The organism is Verrucomicrobium sp. 3C, from assembly GCF_000379365.1.
GTDB lineage: Bacteria > Verrucomicrobiota > Verrucomicrobiia > Methylacidiphilales > Methylacidiphilaceae > Methylacidimicrobium.
In genome coordinates this window covers 1,928,571-1,944,036 of the sequence record NZ_KB901875.1, presented here as the reverse complement: position 1 = coordinate 1,944,036, position 15,466 = coordinate 1,928,571, and the positions used below count along the sequence as shown (strand labels likewise).

Annotated in this window: 12 protein-coding genes; 2 read left to right on the top strand and 10 right to left on the bottom strand. The window is 59.2% G+C overall.

Annotated elements, in window-relative coordinates; genetic code table 11:
• Positions 1-198, bottom strand: a 198-nt coding sequence (locus A37A_RS20675) for a helix-turn-helix domain-containing protein (protein ID WP_231363851.1), incomplete at its 3' end; no start/stop codon positions are given.
• A gap of 271 nt (positions 199-469) precedes the next feature.
• Here A37A_RS20675 and A37A_RS0110170 point away from each other — a divergent pair.
• Together A37A_RS0110170 and A37A_RS0110165 are read left to right on the top strand one after the other, a co-directional pair.
• The gene (locus tag A37A_RS0110170) at positions 470-913 is read left to right on the top strand and encodes a YbhB/YbcL family Raf kinase inhibitor-like protein (RefSeq protein WP_026195772.1); all 444 of its coding nucleotides are present in this window, start codon (positions 470-472) and stop codon (positions 911-913) included.
• Between the two features lie 44 nt (positions 914-957).
• Entirely contained in the window at positions 958-2,244 is a 1,287-nt protein-coding gene (locus A37A_RS0110165; protein WP_155996561.1) for a sorbosone dehydrogenase family protein, read from the top strand.
• Between the two features lie 120 nt (positions 2,245-2,364).
• Here A37A_RS0110165 and A37A_RS0110160 read toward each other — a convergent pair whose 3' ends face one another.
• From A37A_RS0110160 to aroA, 9 genes are all read right to left on the bottom strand, one after another.
• Positions 2,365-3,420, bottom strand: coding sequence for a hypothetical protein (locus tag A37A_RS0110160; protein WP_020494287.1), 1,056 nt, complete (start codon positions 3,418-3,420; stop codon positions 2,365-2,367).
• Between the two features lie 439 nt (positions 3,421-3,859).
• The gene (locus A37A_RS0110155) at positions 3,860-5,542 is read right to left on the bottom strand and encodes a cbb3-type cytochrome c oxidase subunit I (RefSeq protein WP_018291396.1); all 1,683 of its coding nucleotides are present in this window, start codon (positions 5,540-5,542) and stop codon (positions 3,860-3,862) included.
• Between the two features lie 12 nt (positions 5,543-5,554).
• The gene (locus A37A_RS0110150; RefSeq protein ID WP_018291395.1) at positions 5,555-6,049 is read right to left on the bottom strand and encodes a cytochrome c oxidase subunit II; all 495 of its coding nucleotides are present in this window, start codon (positions 6,047-6,049) and stop codon (positions 5,555-5,557) included.
• Positions 6,050-6,173: 124 nt separating this feature from the next.
• Entirely contained in the window at positions 6,174-6,437 is a 264-nt protein-coding gene (locus A37A_RS16985; protein WP_018291394.1) for a hypothetical protein, read from the bottom strand.
• Between the two features lie 249 nt (positions 6,438-6,686).
• Positions 6,687-8,378 carry a 30S ribosomal protein S1 gene (locus tag A37A_RS0110135; RefSeq protein ID WP_018291393.1) on the bottom strand — a complete coding sequence of 564 codons (1,692 nt, stop codon included), beginning with the start codon at positions 8,376-8,378 and terminating at the stop codon, positions 6,687-6,689.
• Between the two features lie 281 nt (positions 8,379-8,659).
• Positions 8,660-10,762, bottom strand: coding sequence for a ferrous iron transport protein B (feoB, locus tag A37A_RS0110130; protein ID WP_018291392.1), 2,103 nt, complete (start codon positions 10,760-10,762; stop codon positions 8,660-8,662).
• A 4-nt stretch (positions 10,763-10,766) separates the two neighbouring features.
• Positions 10,767-11,156: a FeoA domain-containing protein gene (locus A37A_RS19310; RefSeq protein ID WP_018291391.1), complete on the bottom strand. Its 390-nt coding sequence runs from the start codon at positions 11,154-11,156 to the stop codon at positions 10,767-10,769.
• A 125-nt stretch (positions 11,157-11,281) separates the two neighbouring features.
• Positions 11,282-11,884 (bottom strand): 1-acyl-sn-glycerol-3-phosphate acyltransferase, encoded by a 603-nt coding sequence (locus A37A_RS16975; protein WP_018291390.1) that lies wholly within the window; start codon positions 11,882-11,884, stop codon positions 11,282-11,284.
• A 19-nt stretch (positions 11,885-11,903) separates the two neighbouring features.
• Complete coding sequence (aroA, locus tag A37A_RS0110115) at positions 11,904-13,940, bottom strand: 3-phosphoshikimate 1-carboxyvinyltransferase (RefSeq protein WP_018291389.1); 2,037 nt, start codon at positions 13,938-13,940, stop codon at positions 11,904-11,906.
• Positions 13,941-15,466: the final 1,526 nt, after the last annotated feature.

The following is a 15,466-nucleotide window of genomic DNA, read 5'->3' as shown; positions in this document are numbered from 1 at the left end:
TTGTCCGTAGCCACGGTTCGACTCCCGGCAGCATCCCCGATGCGCTAACGCCTCCCCGCCCCCCACTCGGTACCGCGCCCACACCCGCTTCCCCTGCCGATAGCTCAAACCCAGCATCTCCGCCGCCTCTACCAGCCTTAAGGCGCCCACCTTCACCCGCCCCATCACCTCAACCCTGTCCAACTCCTTAGCACTCAACGCTGTCCTCCTCACGCCTCCTCCTTTCCGAGGCAACATTAAGGGACATTTCTATCGAGGGCTAAGGGGGACATTTCTATTGTGGCACAACAGGATCAAGTTTAATTGGCGGATTCCATGCCGCCCCGGCTCCCCCGGAGAGAGGACGCAACTCCATTGGTCGCTCATTGACTTCCAGGTCCTTTTGCTTCAATTTGCCCGCGCGATGTTCCCCCGACGGCTCATCGGCCTCAGCGTGCTGCTTTGTTTCACTCCGTTCTGTACCTCTGCCATGAAAATCCTTTCCCCTTCTTTTTCCAATGGCCAACCCTTGCCTCGCGAGTGCGGTTACCGCTACGCAAACCGGAATCCCGAGATTCTTTTCTCCGAAGTGCCAGCCAATGCGCGATCGCTGGCCCTCATCATGGACGATCCCGACGCCCCTGCGGGCACTTTCGTTCACTGGCTTGTCTGGAATCTTCCACCGGCAACTGCTAGACTGCTTCCCGGCAAGCTGTCCGCCGAAGCCTGCGAGGGACGCAACCATTTCGGACAAGTCCGCTATGACGGGCCGGCACCCCCCAGCGGCGTCCACCACTACTTCTTCCGGGTGTTTGCGCTGGATGCTCCGCTCAGCTTGCCCACCGGCGCAGACCGCAGGGAGTTGGAAAGGGCAATGGAAGGACACGTCCTGGATCACGCCACGTTGATGGGCGTCTTCTCTGCGCACCGATGAGGATTGGCAGTCCAGCCCGCTCTGGCGAATCGAACCTCCTCCAGATGAGCTGCTTCCACTCCGAGAATCGGTTCTCTCGCTTCGCCCTTGCCGTCTGGCTTGCGACAGGAGCGATCCTTCCCTCCTGGGCCGGGGAGATCTTTACGGAGCCCTTCACGCCCACTCCGATCGCCATCAAGCTAGCCGATCTTCCCAAGCCCTTCGCCACACCGAGCGTCACCTGCCAGCCGCCGGTCGTCCCGCCCCCTGGCCAGCCTTCCCTCCGTCTTCCGGTGGGCTTTCAGGTATCCGTGTTTGCGCGGGACCTGGAAGAGCCGAGATGGCTGGCACTCACTCCCGAAGGAGGCGTACTCGTCGCCGAATCCTCCGCCAACCGGATCCGCTTGTTCGTAGGGTTGAGGGAGGATGGCAGTGCCGAGCGCGGCTCGGTTTTCGCCGCCTCGGCAAACGGTCTCAATCTGCCTTTCGGTATGGTCTTTTCCGAAGGCCGCTTTTTCGTCGCGAACACGGACGCGATCCTCGCCTTTTCCTACCAGAGGGGGCAACGCCGCCTCGGTGGGAAGGGCGAGCGGATCGCTTCGTTGCCGGGCCGAGGACATTGGAGCCGCTCCCTGGCGCTCTCTCCGGACGCCCGCTGGCTCTACGTCGCCATCGGCTCTCGCGGCAATGCCGACGAGGAGCCCGCTCCGCGAGGCTCGATCGTGCGAATTCCCCTGCCCAAAGGGAAAGCCGAATCGTTTGCATCCGGTCTCCGCAACCCGGTGGGCCTAGCTTTCGAGCCCAAGACCGGCATTCTCTACGCGGTGGTCAACGAACGGGATGAACTCGGCGACGATCTCGTACCCGACTACTTCACGCATGTCCGCCAAGGCGCATTCTACGGCTGGCCCTATGCGTACCTCTCGCCTCATTTGTTCGACCCAAGGCTTCTCGTCCACCACCATGTTCAAAAGCCGAATCTCGTCGACACCACACGCACCCCAGACGTCCTCTTTCAATCGCATTCGGCTCCGCTTGGCTTAGCCTTTCCCTCCGGCAAGCCTCAATTTCCGGAGCGATACCTTCACGGCGCTTTCGTCGCTTTCCATGGCTCCTGGAATCGGAGCGAACCGACCGGCTACAAGATCGTCTTTGTCCCCTTTGGCGACGACCACCGACCCCAAGGTTTCTATGAAGACTTCCTAGCTGGTTTCCTGAGCGAGGGGGAACACCCCAAGACGTGGGGACGTCCGGTCGGCCTTCTTTTCCTGCCGGATGGCAGCCTGCTTTTTTCCGATGACGCCAACGGAATGATCTACCGCGTGACCTACGAAAAAGACTCCGATCCCTGATGGTCGGGATCGGAAACGGTTGCGATGCCGTGTCATCCGTCCGGATGGCTTCGCGGGCTCGGCTATCGAAATAAGCCCAGCCTGGAAAAAAGAGAGGGGACGGCCTCGGGGATAAGCGCGCTAAAAATTGAAGCGCAACCCAGCGATCGCAATGTTGAAGTAGTCGGGATACTTGATCAGCATCGTGTTGCCGCTCGTCATCAAGTAGGAAAACTGCGTCTCCTTAATATAGAGGATCTTGTATTCGGCAAAGAGGCTCCAGTGCTTGCCGATATTGTACTGAAGCCCGACCAACCCCTGGCCCGCAAAGGCTCCCTGGGCATAGCTGCCGGTGGTGAGCAGATCCGCGCCGCTGGGTCCAACGAAGCTCGTGCCGGACGAGGCTAGATAGACTCCGCCGACGCCTCCCCCGATGTAGGGGACAAGCCCGATCGGAGTCACAAACTTCGCCACTCCGTCGACGAGAAACACTCCCATGTTGAGATTTGATCCGAACTGGTAGGCAGAAAGACCGGGCGTTCCAACCACGCCTCCCGTCAAGCTCCCGCTCTCCGTTGCCTGGCCCAGATAGAAGGCCTCGAACTGAGCCGCAGGCTGCAGCCAATATTGTTTCGCCGAGTCCAAGGCGATGCTGCGAAAGTTATAGCCGACCTCGATGCCCCCGACCGCTGCCGTCCCGACGGCCGCCCGTCCCCCGGCGGAAAAAAGCGGGGGCGAGTCGAGCGCACCCACTCCATTACTCATGCCAAAGGCGGCGCCTCCAAAGATTCCGAAGTAGAGGCCGGTCTTTGGCCCGAGCGCTTCCTGCGCCGACGGAGCCGGAGCCTCCTTCACTCCCTGTTCAGCAACTGGCTCGTTGCTCCCGGTCGGTGCCGATCCTTCCGGCGCGGAGGATGCCGTAGCTGGCTCCGCGCTGGCCGACGCCGCGGCGGCGGGCTCCGGCGTGGCCGCGGGAGCAGTCTGCTCGGAAGGAGCCGGGGCGTTTTCCGCGGAATCGGCTGCCGTGGAGGGTGGCGTCGCCTGCTCGGTGCCAGGAGCCGCGCTCTCCGCCGCTTGAGCAAGGATCGGAGTACTCAGCCAGAGGATGCAAGTCGCCAGAGCCCAATGCCGGTTTCGCCAAGAGTTCTTTTGTCTTACTCTCTTCGCAAGTTCCACCTCGCCGGGTTCCAAAATCATGCTTCCTCCTCTCAGGGCCTTCTGCCGACTCCCTCGCGTCCGGTTTGGCGGCACTGTATCCGGGAGATCTTCCTGCTGACAAGCAAGGATTCCGTGACATTCTTGTGACATTTCTGTGACATTCTTGTGACATTTTTTTGAAGTTGGATGTGCCTGTCCGAAAATAGGTTAAACTCCTCCCTCTTTGCCTGCGAAGGTTCGCGACAACAGGCTGGCCTGCAAGTCTTACAAAGTTCGTACCCGAAGCACGGCGAATGGGCCCGGCTACAAGGCGGGGCACAGGTTTCCCCGGAGCAGTATGACGACATACTGCGAGGAGGGCTAGAAACCTCAAGTCCCAACAAAGCAGCCGGGTCTATTTCACAAGCCGCAGGAGAACGCTTGTGTGGCAGGCAGGTTGGCCTGCCGACGCAAGACGGTCTCTTTTGAGGCCAAGCGATCAATAGCCCATGAAGGGAGGGGCACTGAGCGTCGGAGGAAAATGGGTCAAAAGGAACGGCCCATAGACCAGGGCCACGAGGACGAGCGAAAGAAGAACCCAGTAGGACATCTTGTCGAGAATGAGCTGATTGCCAGAGGCAGCGGCTCCTTGCACGGTCGAGGTGAACGGCAGATCGACCACCGGACGGCTCTTCCGGCCGATCAGCAGCGTCATGATCAGAACAAGGAAGAAGATCAGGGCCGCCACGAACATCACGCTGCCTCCAATGGCCGTCAAAGCTCCTGCCAACTTCCAGCCGGGCAGCGGCGCATAGTTGATCATCGAAATCGCCGTCCTGCGGGGCATTCCGAGCAGACCTCCGGAAATTTCCCCTCGGGCGAAAATCAGCACTCCGACGAAATAGAGCCAGGATTGCCAGACCGCTAGGCGCCTTCCCCAGAGCTCCCTCCCCGTCAGATAGGGGACAAGCCAATAGGCGAGGCCGAAATAGGAGAGAGCGACCGCACTCCCGACAGTCATATGAAAGTGTCCGGGAACAAAGGTCGTATTGTGAATCATCCGGTTCATGTCGACGCTCGCGTTCATGAGTCCGGTGATCCCTCCGGGCAAGAAGGTGATCATCGCGAGCACCTGGGCACTGACGGAAGGATCTCCCCACGGGAGCCGCCAGAACCAGCCGAGCAACCCCTTCCCTCCGCGCGCCCGCCCGCCGATCTCCAGGGCGTACATCACTGAAAATGCCGTCAAAAGGCTGGGGAAGAAGATCGCGAAGGTGAGGATGCCGGCACTCCACTTGAAGTAGCCGTTCACTCCGGGATCGACGTACTGGTGATGGAAGCCGACGGGCATCAGCACGATGAACATGACAAAGGCGATCCGCGCAAGCGTGTCGCTGAAGAGCTTCCCTCCAACCTGCCGGGGAATCATCGTGTACCAGGAAACATAGAGGGGAAGGAGCCAAAAGTAGACGATCTGGTGGCCGGTGAACCAGAAAAGCGCGCGACTCAAGAGCGGGTCGGATCCGGGTAGGAGATTGAGAGACCAGGGAAGGAGAAGGCCGAGCACCTCGATCGCCACTCCCATCGAGGCGATATCCCACATCACGTAGGTTGCGACCGAGACGAAGGCGAGCAGGGGAATCCGCTCTCCGCAGTGCTCCTTCTTCCAGGCCGAAAGCGCCAGAAGCTGCGCGGCCGAGATCGCCCAGGTACTCAAGACGAGCAGCACTGCCCCCACGTAGAAGGTCCATTCCGCCCGAAGCGGAGGATAGAAGGTGTAGAGGACGCTCGCTTTCCCTGCGACGATCGAATACCCACCCAGGACGCTTCCGCCGATGAGCAGCCAAAAGGAGAGCGCCAGCAAGAACCCGTTCAGGGGCCTTCCCAAGCTGCGGGCGACCGTCAAGGCGAGCCAGCCGTTTGCCGCCGCGAACGGGAAGACAAAGACATTGAGCACCGCGTGCAAGGTGAGCCCCTGGTAGTAGGTGCGCATCCCCGGAAGGTTGCTGAAGATGTTGATCCCTCCGTAATTGAGCCCCTGGACAAAGCCCTGGAAGACGCCCACCGCAAGCGCAGCGAACCCAAAGAGGATGCTCCACAAGAGATAGCGCCGGTGGCTCTCCGGCAGGGTATACCCCGAAGGGTATTCGACGATCGTGACCTTGGCTTCGGCTGTGGGCATAGCGGCCTCTTCCTACTTGACCGTGAGAGTTCCGGTCATCTGATGATGGAGCATTCCACAATACTCGTGACAGATCATCCGGTACTCTCCCGGCCGTGTGAAACGGTACTTCTGCTTCGCGACCTGGCCCGGCAAGAGCATGATATTCACGGTCGTGCCAGGGATGTAGAGCCCATGGTCGATGTCGATGGAGGTTCCCAGAAAAGTGACTTCCGCTCCCACGGGCAGCTCGATCGCGCCCGGGTTGAACATCCAAGCCTGTCCCAGGATCACGACGTCATAGGTGCCGGGTCCCGTTTGCCGCACGCCGGGCTGATCGAAAGGCTTGGTCCGGCTGACGGCCGCAAAAAGGGTTTCCCCCGGCTTCGGAACGATCTGCCCGTCGTTGCCGGGAACCACAATTGCGAGGACGACGGACGAATACGTAAGAGCCGCGACGAAAGCAAGTAGGACGAACACCGATAGCCAGATATAACCTTTTTCCAGCTTCTCCGCGAGCGTCTCCATGGCCTCCCCCCTAACGAGTCACCATTTCCATATACATGTAGGACCACATGCCGGCCAAGACAACGAGGAACAGGATGAGAACGAACATCGTACCAAGAGGTGGCGGGACTTCTTCTGGCATTGTTTACACCTCTCGCCTTCGTTTTGACTCATCGTCGCCCCCCGAATATTGAACGAGGAATCGACCGAATAGCGCTGCGAGAAGGAGGAAAAGCCCCAAGCAAAGGAGAGAGCCGATTCCGGCCCTGCCACTTCCTTGCGCTTCCAGAAACGCATTGAGGAAACCCCACCCGACGAAGACGACCGGAGCGGTGACGATTAGGAAGAGGAGCAAGGCGGCTACGAGCTTGCCCTCCGTCCGCCCTCCCTGCTCCGAATGCCCTCGCATGCCCGCATGTTAGGACAAGAAGGAAGAGCGCAACAAGCGCAAATTCTGCGTGGTTTCCCCGAATTACAGATAGAGGATCTGCCTATGAAGGGTAGGCACATCGCTTACCAAAAGAACTCTCGGCAGACGGCGAGCCTCGGGCTTTCTTCCGCAAAGGGACCGCAAGAGTAAACGGCGCGCCAGGGCCGAAACGACCCATCTTTAACCTAGCCGCCATTTCTCACAAAGAACGCTGGTGAGACTTGCAGTTCACCCACGTCTGCTGGAGTCGCCGGGGCGATAGTCTTCCTCGGCACGCGAGAAGGCATCCTCCATCGAGCCGAGTTCCTCGCCGGGACGAGAAAGATCCATTCTTTCCCGCTCCTTTTCCAACTGCTCGTCAGAATAGGCCAGCGCCTTGATGGAAAGGCCGATTCGCCTCTCTTCCTGTTCAATCTTGACAATGCGGGCCTGGACGTCTTGCCCCACTTTCAGGACATCCTTCACCTTAGCGATCCGATCGTTACTGATCTGCGAAATGTGCACCAACCCGTCGATCTCGCCATCCAATTGAACGAAGGCGCCAAAGCTGGCGATCTTGCTAACCTTTCCCGTAACGATCTCTCCCACCTTGTATCGTGCGGCAAGGCTCTTCCATGGATCTTCAGCGAGCTGCTTGATTCCAAGGAGGATCTTCTGATTGGGCCAGTCGATCTCCAACACCTTTGCCTCGACCGGATCCCCCTTCTTGTAGACTTCAGAGGGATGATTGATCTTTCGCGTCCAGGAGAGATCATTGACGTGAACGAATCCGTCGATTCCTTCCTGGAGTTCGACAAAGATCCCATAGGCCGTAAACGTGCGGACGGTTCCCTTGACCGTCGATCCGACCGGGTACTGCTCGGCAATCCTTTCCCACGGATTGACCTCGAGAGCTCGCAGGCTCAAAGAGATCTTCTGTTCCTCCCGATTGACATCCAGAACGACGACCTCCACCTCTTGCCCGACCGAAAGAAGCTCTGCGGGCCGCGTGATCCGTTTCGTCCAGGACATCTCCGAGACGTGAACCAGTCCCTCGATCCCCGGCTCGAGCTCGACGAAGGCGCCGTACGCCGTTAAATTCGTCACCCTCCCCTTGATCCGCGACTGGATCGGGAATTTCTCGGCGATCTTTTCCCAGGGATTTTCGGATTTCTGCTTGAGGCCCAGCGAAATCCTTTCTTTCTCCCGATCAACCTCGATGACCATCACCTCGACTTCCTGTCCCACGGACAAGAGCTCTGAAGGATGCGAAAGCCGCCGCCAGCTCATGTCGGTGATGTGCAGAAGGCCGTCAATCCCGTCCAAGTCGATGAAGGCACCAAAATCGGTGAGATTCTTGACGGTTCCCTTGACCATCTGGCCTTTCCCCGCCGTCTCGAGAAACCGTGCGCGCTTTTCTGCTCTCTCCGCTTCCACCAGCTCCCGGCGGGAGAGAACGACACTCCTGCGCTCTTCATTCAGTTTGACGATCTTGCAGGTCAGGGTCTTCCCATCAAAATCCCGCAGGTTCCTCGGGGGAATGATGTCGATCTGCGAAGAAGGGAGAAAGGCTTCCACTCCGACATTCAGGGTCAACCCCCCCTTTACAATTCCGCGAACCTTCCCCTCAACCGTACCGCCGTCCTGAAAGATTTTGACGACCTTGTCCCAATTTTGTTTTTGGGCGGCTTTCTGCTTGGAAAGAAGGACACTGCCTTCTTCATCTTCGAGTTGTTCGAGAAGAACTTCCACCTCATCGCCAACTTGGACCGCCTCCGGATCTTCGAACTCCTCGAGCGAAACGACACCCTCCGATTTGTAGCCAATATCGATCAGGACCGTCTTCGGATTCCGTTCTATGACCCGCCCCTTCACCAAGCTTCCTTCCGCAAACACCGGAAAGTTTGCCAGCACTCCTTGCTCCATCGTTTCCAATCTCATTCGCTTAAATCCTTCTTTTAACACTTCTTGCGGCTCTCGAGACAGTGCCGTCTCGTGCTCCGGGGGAGCTAACCTGCACGGGCTACGCTCTTCCCGTTCCCCTCTTCTGAGACGGATTGCCCGATGGGCAGGAACCGCAGCAACTCTTCCGGCTTCGCATGCTTCGCGCAAAACCTAGCGTTAGGTAGAGGAGGCTAACCCCGACCAGGAGCAAAGCCACCCATTGCTGCCAATTTCCTTTCACGCTTCTTCCCCACCGCTCAACGGCCTTTAACGGTCAACTATAGGCCAAATGCCCGACCAGCCTGATAAACGGCAAGAGATATAACATAGGCAAAGAACGTCATATAGCCAAATTGAAAAAATGCCCATCGCCAGGATGCGGTCTCCCGACGCACCGTAACCACTGTACTGACACACTGGAGGGAAAAGACGAAGAAGAGCAGGATGGTCAGACAGACAAGAGGAGTGAAGACCGGTCGCCCATCCGGCCAGCGATCCGCCAGAAGTGCCTGGGATAACGAGGTCGGTCCCGTCCCGCGTTCCGACTGTCCTGCGTAGAGCACGCCTAGGGTGCTGACGAAATTTTCCCTCGCGGCCTGCGCGCTGATCAAGCCGATGCCGATCTTCCAATTGAAACCAAGAGGGCGAATCACCGGTTCGATCCAGTGACCGATCTGCCCGGCAAAGCTGCCCGCCAACTGAGCCGACCGATCTTCCCCGCTCACCTTCGGATAGGCGGTCAGCCACCAGAGAATCACCGAGATGGCGACGATCGTGGTTCCCGCGCGGCGAAGAAATGCGCCCGCTCGGGAGATCATTTGGGCGCTGATCGTCCGGAGCGAAGGTCTGCGGTAGGGAGGCAGTTCCAGCACCAGCGGAGCTGGCCGACCTCGGAAGAAGCTTCTCTTGAGAAGCCAAGCAAACCCGAAGGCGGCCGCCAAGCCCAGGAGATAGAGAGACATCACGATTCCTGCCTCACCAAGGCCGGTCCCCGGTCTACCGCCGAAAAACGCAGCAATCATGAGCACGTAGACAGGTAGACGTGCCGAGCAGCTCGCAAACGGCGCCACCAGAATCGTGACCATCCGATCACGAGGGTCGGAAAGGGTTCGAGCAGAAAGAATGCCCGGAATCGCGCAGGCGTGGCTGGCAAGCAGAGGAATAAACGCTTTCCCTTGAAGGCCGACTCGGCTCATCACCTTGTCCATGAGAAAAGCGGCTCGCGCCATATAGCCGCTATCTTCCAGGAGGCCTAAGAAAAAAAAGAGGACGAGAATTTGCGGCAAAAAGACGATGACGTTTCCGGCTCCTCCAATCACCCCTTCGGTCAACAAATCACGCAAGTCCCCGGCGGGCAGGAGTTTCTCTAGCCTTGCGGCGCTAGCCGCAAACAGGGCGTTGATCGCATCCTTGGGACCTGCGCCCACTTCGAATACCGCAAGAAACATGGTCCCCATGATTCCCAGGAAAATCAACCAGCCCCCAACCGGATGAGTCACCCAATGATCGAGCCGGTCCGTCGCGCTTCTGCCGATCACCGGGGATTTCCGCAGAACCTCGGCCGTAAGTGCGCGAATCTCCCGCTGACGCATGGCAATGGTCTGTTGCCGCCAATCGGGCATCTTGGCTTCCAGCCTTTCCTGCTCCTCTCGCAGCGAGGGTAAGAGATGGGTAACGGCCAGCACCTCGGCCAGCCGCTGGGGATCCGGTGCCCCCAAGATGAGGGCGCAGAGCCTCCGCCGCTCCGCCCTCTCCTCGGGGAAATCGGCGGCGACACGCGCCAGCGACTCCTCGACTAGGGCGGGGCACTGCCTGCAAAACGAACGCCCCGGGGAAAGCTCCTGTGAGAGGGCCGTGCGAAGCTCGACCAATCCCTTCCGCCTCGACGCCTGGCACGGGATCACCGGACATCCCAGCCTTGCCGCAAGCTCAGCAACGTCGAGACGATCTCCCGCTTCTTCCAGCAGATCCATCATGTTCAGCATCACAATCGCCGGTAGACCCAAATCCAGCACCTGCGTTACCAAGTAGAGGCCCCGTTCCAAATGGGTGGCATCGACGACGCAGACCACCGCGTCCGGAACGGGAGTATCCGGACGCGCGCCAAAGAGAACTTCGCAGGTGATTTCCTCATCCGGGGCGCTCGGCAACAAGGAGTAGGTACCTGGGAGATCGATCAACTGGCACCTCCGACCATGCAGGTCAAAGAAAACGCCAATCTTCTTTTCGATGGTCACGCCGGGATAGTTGGCGACCTTCTGTCGCAACCCCGTCAGAGCGTTGAAAAGAGTGGACTTGCCGCTGTTCGGGTTGCCCACCAAAGCGATGTTGGTCGGCTCGGCGAGACGAGCGCACTCTCTAGCCCCGGGCGCCAGCTTCATCTCCCTATCCGGTCCAGCCGTCCTTCCTTCGGCGGAAGCGATCCAGAATGCGGCAGAAAAACGTCCCTTCCCCTGGAGAATGAGAATGGTCGGGCTCGACTTCCACGCACCCATCGCTCCCAGGCGATTCCCCGGAAGCAGAGGTGACGAGAATTCGTCGTGCGACGGCGGCGCTTAAGCCGACTCGCGCACCACAGACCAGGCAGACCGTCATTGCTCCGTGGGATAACTTGACGAGCTCCGCCCGCTGGCAAAAACCCATTTCGTGCAGCCGATAACACTCGCGGGGGTTGCCTGTAACCGAATGGATCCAGAGCTGAGCGCCGACCGACGCTTCCGACAAAGGAAATGCCAGCGGCGCCACCTCCATCGGCTCTTCGGCAGGCAAACTCATTGCGATCAATCTAAGCGCTCACCCTTTCTTCACAAGTGAAATTCGACTCGGGCTTTCTACCGCCGTCAACCCCCAATTGGTTCGAGAAAAGGAGACCTCTTTTTCTGGCTCTGCCGCCCATCCGATTACTGCAAGCTCCCGATTTGTCGCATCATCTCTTCGGCAAGAGAGCGATAATATTCCTTTTTCGTTTCGTCCTCCTTCATCTGCCGAGGCTGGTAGGGAGATCCAATCACGACCCGGATCGGGGTAAGGCTCGGGAATCGGGCGGAGCGCGACAAGGCTTCGAAGGAACCGAAGACGCGCACGGGCAAAATAGGAACCTGCGCTTGCGCCGCGAGGAAGCCTGCGCCCGATTTGGCAGGCTGTAACTTCCCGTCCGCGCTCCTTGTCCCTTCCGGAAAGATGAGAACCCCCTGACCCTCGCTGAGAAGGTCGAGAATCTTGCGGAGGGCCGCCGGTTCCGGATGCTCTCGCGCTGTGGGAATGGTATTCACGCTGGTGAGCAGTTCGGCCATCCGCCCACGGAATAGCGAGCGGCGAGCCAGATAATAGATCTCGCGCCGGGCCACGGACCCCACAGCTAATGGATCCAGGTAACTCGCATGATTGGAAACCAGAAGGAGCCCTCCTTCCGGTACCCGTTCCGCTCCTTCTCCTTGCAACTCGAAGCCAAGACGCAGACCGACCTTCACCAGCGCTCGCGCCACGGCATACCAAGGCCTCATGGGCAAGCAAATCCAAGCGTCACGGGACGTAAGGCCGTTTCGGCACGGGAAACCCGCGTCTGCGAAGCGCCTCGATCATCCGGCGGACCACATCTTCGACACTCATTCCGGTTGAGTCGAGAAACACAGCGTCTGCCGCGCATCGCAACGGCGCCGCGGGACGGGATCGATCTTCCCAGTCCCGGTCCTCGATGGAATCGGTCTCTCCCTGTTTTTTCCTTCGCTGCTCCCGCACCTTCGGATCCGCGTCGATATAAAACTTGTACCACGTTGCCGGAAACACCGTCGTTCCGATATCGCGCCCCTCCATCACTAAGGAATGCTCGTCAGCGAGCTTGCGAAAGGTCGGCAGAAGTCGTTTCCGCAGCCAGGCGGAAGCGGCCACACGGGAGACCATCGCATTGACGGCTGGGCTTCGCGCCTCCTGGCCCGGTTCCTTCCCATCAATCCAAACATGAAGCTCATTCCCCTCGATCCGACACTCGATCTTCATCTGCCGCACCGCCGTCTTAAAAACCAGTTCGCGCTCGACCGCCACCCCTTTACCAATCAAGGCCCAAGTGATCGCCCGATAGACCAGCCCGCTGTTGCAATAGGCAATGCCAAGAGCCTGCGCGAGTAATCTTGCGACGGTGCTCTTCCCCGAAGCCGACGGACCATCGATCGCGACCACCGGACGGCGCGGCGCTTTCTCCGTTCCAGCCGGTCCGGGACGAGGTTGCGTCCACGACAGAACCTCCTTCCATCCCTCCACCGCTTCCGCAGAGCGTTGGCTGAGTTTTTCGAGGTATCGGAAAAAGCCAGGATAGGACGTGTCGACGCATCCAACGTCATCGATGCGGCTCCGACCGTCGGCCTGGAGCGCCAGGATGGAGCAGGCCATCGCCACACGATGATCTCCGAAAGACGAGACGCGAGCCGCGCGGATGGGACGTCCCCCTTCTACGATCATTCCATCTGGCAGTTCCTCTACGGGAATACCGAACCGCCGCAGATTCTCCACCATGCACCGAATCCGGTCGCATTCCTTGACACGAAGCTCCTCCGCTCCACGAATATGGGTCTCGCCTTCCGCCAGCGCGGCGATCGCCCCAAGGACCGGCAACTCGTCGATGAGATTCGGAATTTCCGCTTTCTCGATCTTCGTCCCCCGCAGCTTACCTCCTCGAATGAGTAGTGACCCTCTCGGTTCGCCCTCTCCCCGCCCTTCCTCGACGCTCTCCTCGATCTGCGCTCCCATGCGTAAGAGCACATTGAGCAGCCCCGTACGTGTCGGGTTCAACCCAACGCTTCGAATCCTGATTTCCGAGCCCGGGATCGCCGCCGTGCCGGCAATCCAGAAGGCGGCAGAAGAAAAATCGCCCGGGATGAACAAATCACGTCCTCCCAGGGTCAATCCTCCTTGGAGGAGAATCGACCGACCCTCCCGGAGCGGGCGGGCGTCAAAATGCGCCAGCAGGCGCTCGGTGTGATCCCGAGTCGGGCTCGGCTCCAGGATTCGCGTCACCCCTTTCGCGTTCAACCCGGCCAAAAGCAGGCAGGATTTCACTTGGGCGCTGGCTACGGGAAGCTCGTAGTCGATCCCGTGAAGCTCCGCCGGCTCCAAAATCAACGGTGGCGTCCCTCTCTCCCCCTCCGCCCGGATATGGGCTCCCATCTTTTCCAAGGGTTCGATGATCCTCCCCATCGGACGCTTGGCCAGGGAAGCATCGCCCACGAGTCGGGAGTGAAAGGTCTGCCCGGCAAGAATTCCAGCAATCAGCCGCATCATCGTCCCCGAGTTCCCACAATCGAGCGCCTCCATCGCAGGGCAGAGCCGAGACCAGCGATTTTCAATCGAGAGCGTGGTCGGATCTCGGATCTCGATATCAACGCCGAGCGCCTGAAAAGCGCGCAGGGTGCAAAGGCAATCCTCGGACGGAAGAAATCCCGTCAGCTCGGTCGGACCGTGGGCAAGAGAGGCCAACATCACGGCTCGGTGGGAAATGCTTTTGTCCCCAGGAACCATAATCTCCCCGACCAGACGCGCGGTCGGAGCAATCGAGAAGCTCTTCATTTCCTCTGCTCTTCTTTCCTAGACAAAACCTTATCTCATACTCGAGCCGTCGACACCTTCCAATCCGAGTCACCTACCTCACACAGTTCCTGGCCCTTGTGTCCCCGCTCCGGCAAACACCCGCTTTACCGGTGGCTCCGGAAAAAGGTCAACCTCAATCGACCTCAAAAGAGTGCCAAGCACGAACCGCCTCCACATTCTTCGGCCGGATTGGTCGGTGATCCCTTTAGCCGCCATTTCTCGCAAATTTCGTAGCCGAGGCGCCGCAAAATGGGCTTGGATGCGAGGCGCGGCGCCGGTTTTCCACCGGAGCTGTATGACGACATACTGCAAGGATGGAAAACCAAGCCCAACAAAGCAGACAAGCCCATTGTGCAAGCCGCAGGAGAAAGATTGTGTGGAGTCGAGGAGTGGCGCGGTGCGACGTAGGAGAGCCATAGCGGGAGCTGCCCCTTTCGGTATGACAGTGCCTGAGTATCTCTCCCTATCGGCCGTTTCCACTCCCCGCTCATCAAACCGAACAGGCGGATTTCCCGCATTCGGCTTCCGGACAAGGTTGGCGCAGGATTATGCCCACGGTAAGCTCCGCATACAGCTCCCGAGGGAGAGGAGGTCGAACTTGCCTTCGCTTTCTCCTGCAACGTCCTCTGGAGCCTCTGAACCCGCAAGGGAGATTGTAGGCGTGCCGCCACTCTCCGTTCTCGCTCCTTCCGACGTTTCCCTTGAACTAAGGCCACTTCCCTCCCTCGGATTTTCTCCGAGCTCACAGGTGTCGGGTCGGAGGAGGCGCTCATTGAAGAGCTTGCCTCCGTCCGCCGCACAAACTGGACGTGCGGTTTTCCCGCATCCAGCTTTCATGAAAGGGCTTTCGCGATCTGGAGAGAGGGTATAAACGAGAGTGGACCTTCTGCTCCCGACCTTCGAGAACCAGATGATCGGATAGTCTCCTCGAAGCGTGACGTTCGGGTTTTTCACATAGGGAACTTTCCATCTTCACGCTTCTTGCTCACCTATCTCGATGTATCCTGCCTCGATCCTTTCACGAACGTCCTTCCCCGGACCACTCGCAGTCCGCCATTGCTGGTCACGCGAGTTGTTCGTCTCGCGCTTCCGGTACTATTACGTTCTCCTACTCCTGGCTGTGCCTCGCTTCCCACTTCGCTTGCGCTTATAGGGTCGCTTACCCGCTTGTTGGCCGGGACACAGTCAGGTCTCCTGGGGTCACACATGAATCTTCCGTATCGTGCCGCCAGCAAACACCTTGGTACGATGGGTGAATGAGTAACGCCTTCGCCCCCATACTGCGGGCTCGACCTTGCCCCATCTTTGGCCGACCTGTTCATCCTCGAGGTTGCCCTCATTGATTACAGCCCAATACTTCTCCTCAAACCCTTCGGATTCCGGATCGCTCCGGACACCCTGTCCTCCACCGACTTACGCCGGTGCCCAGCGAGGCAATACCCCCGCTTTTGGATACGGCGCCCCTCATTCGAGCGCCGGAGGGACTTAAACCCTCCTGATTCATG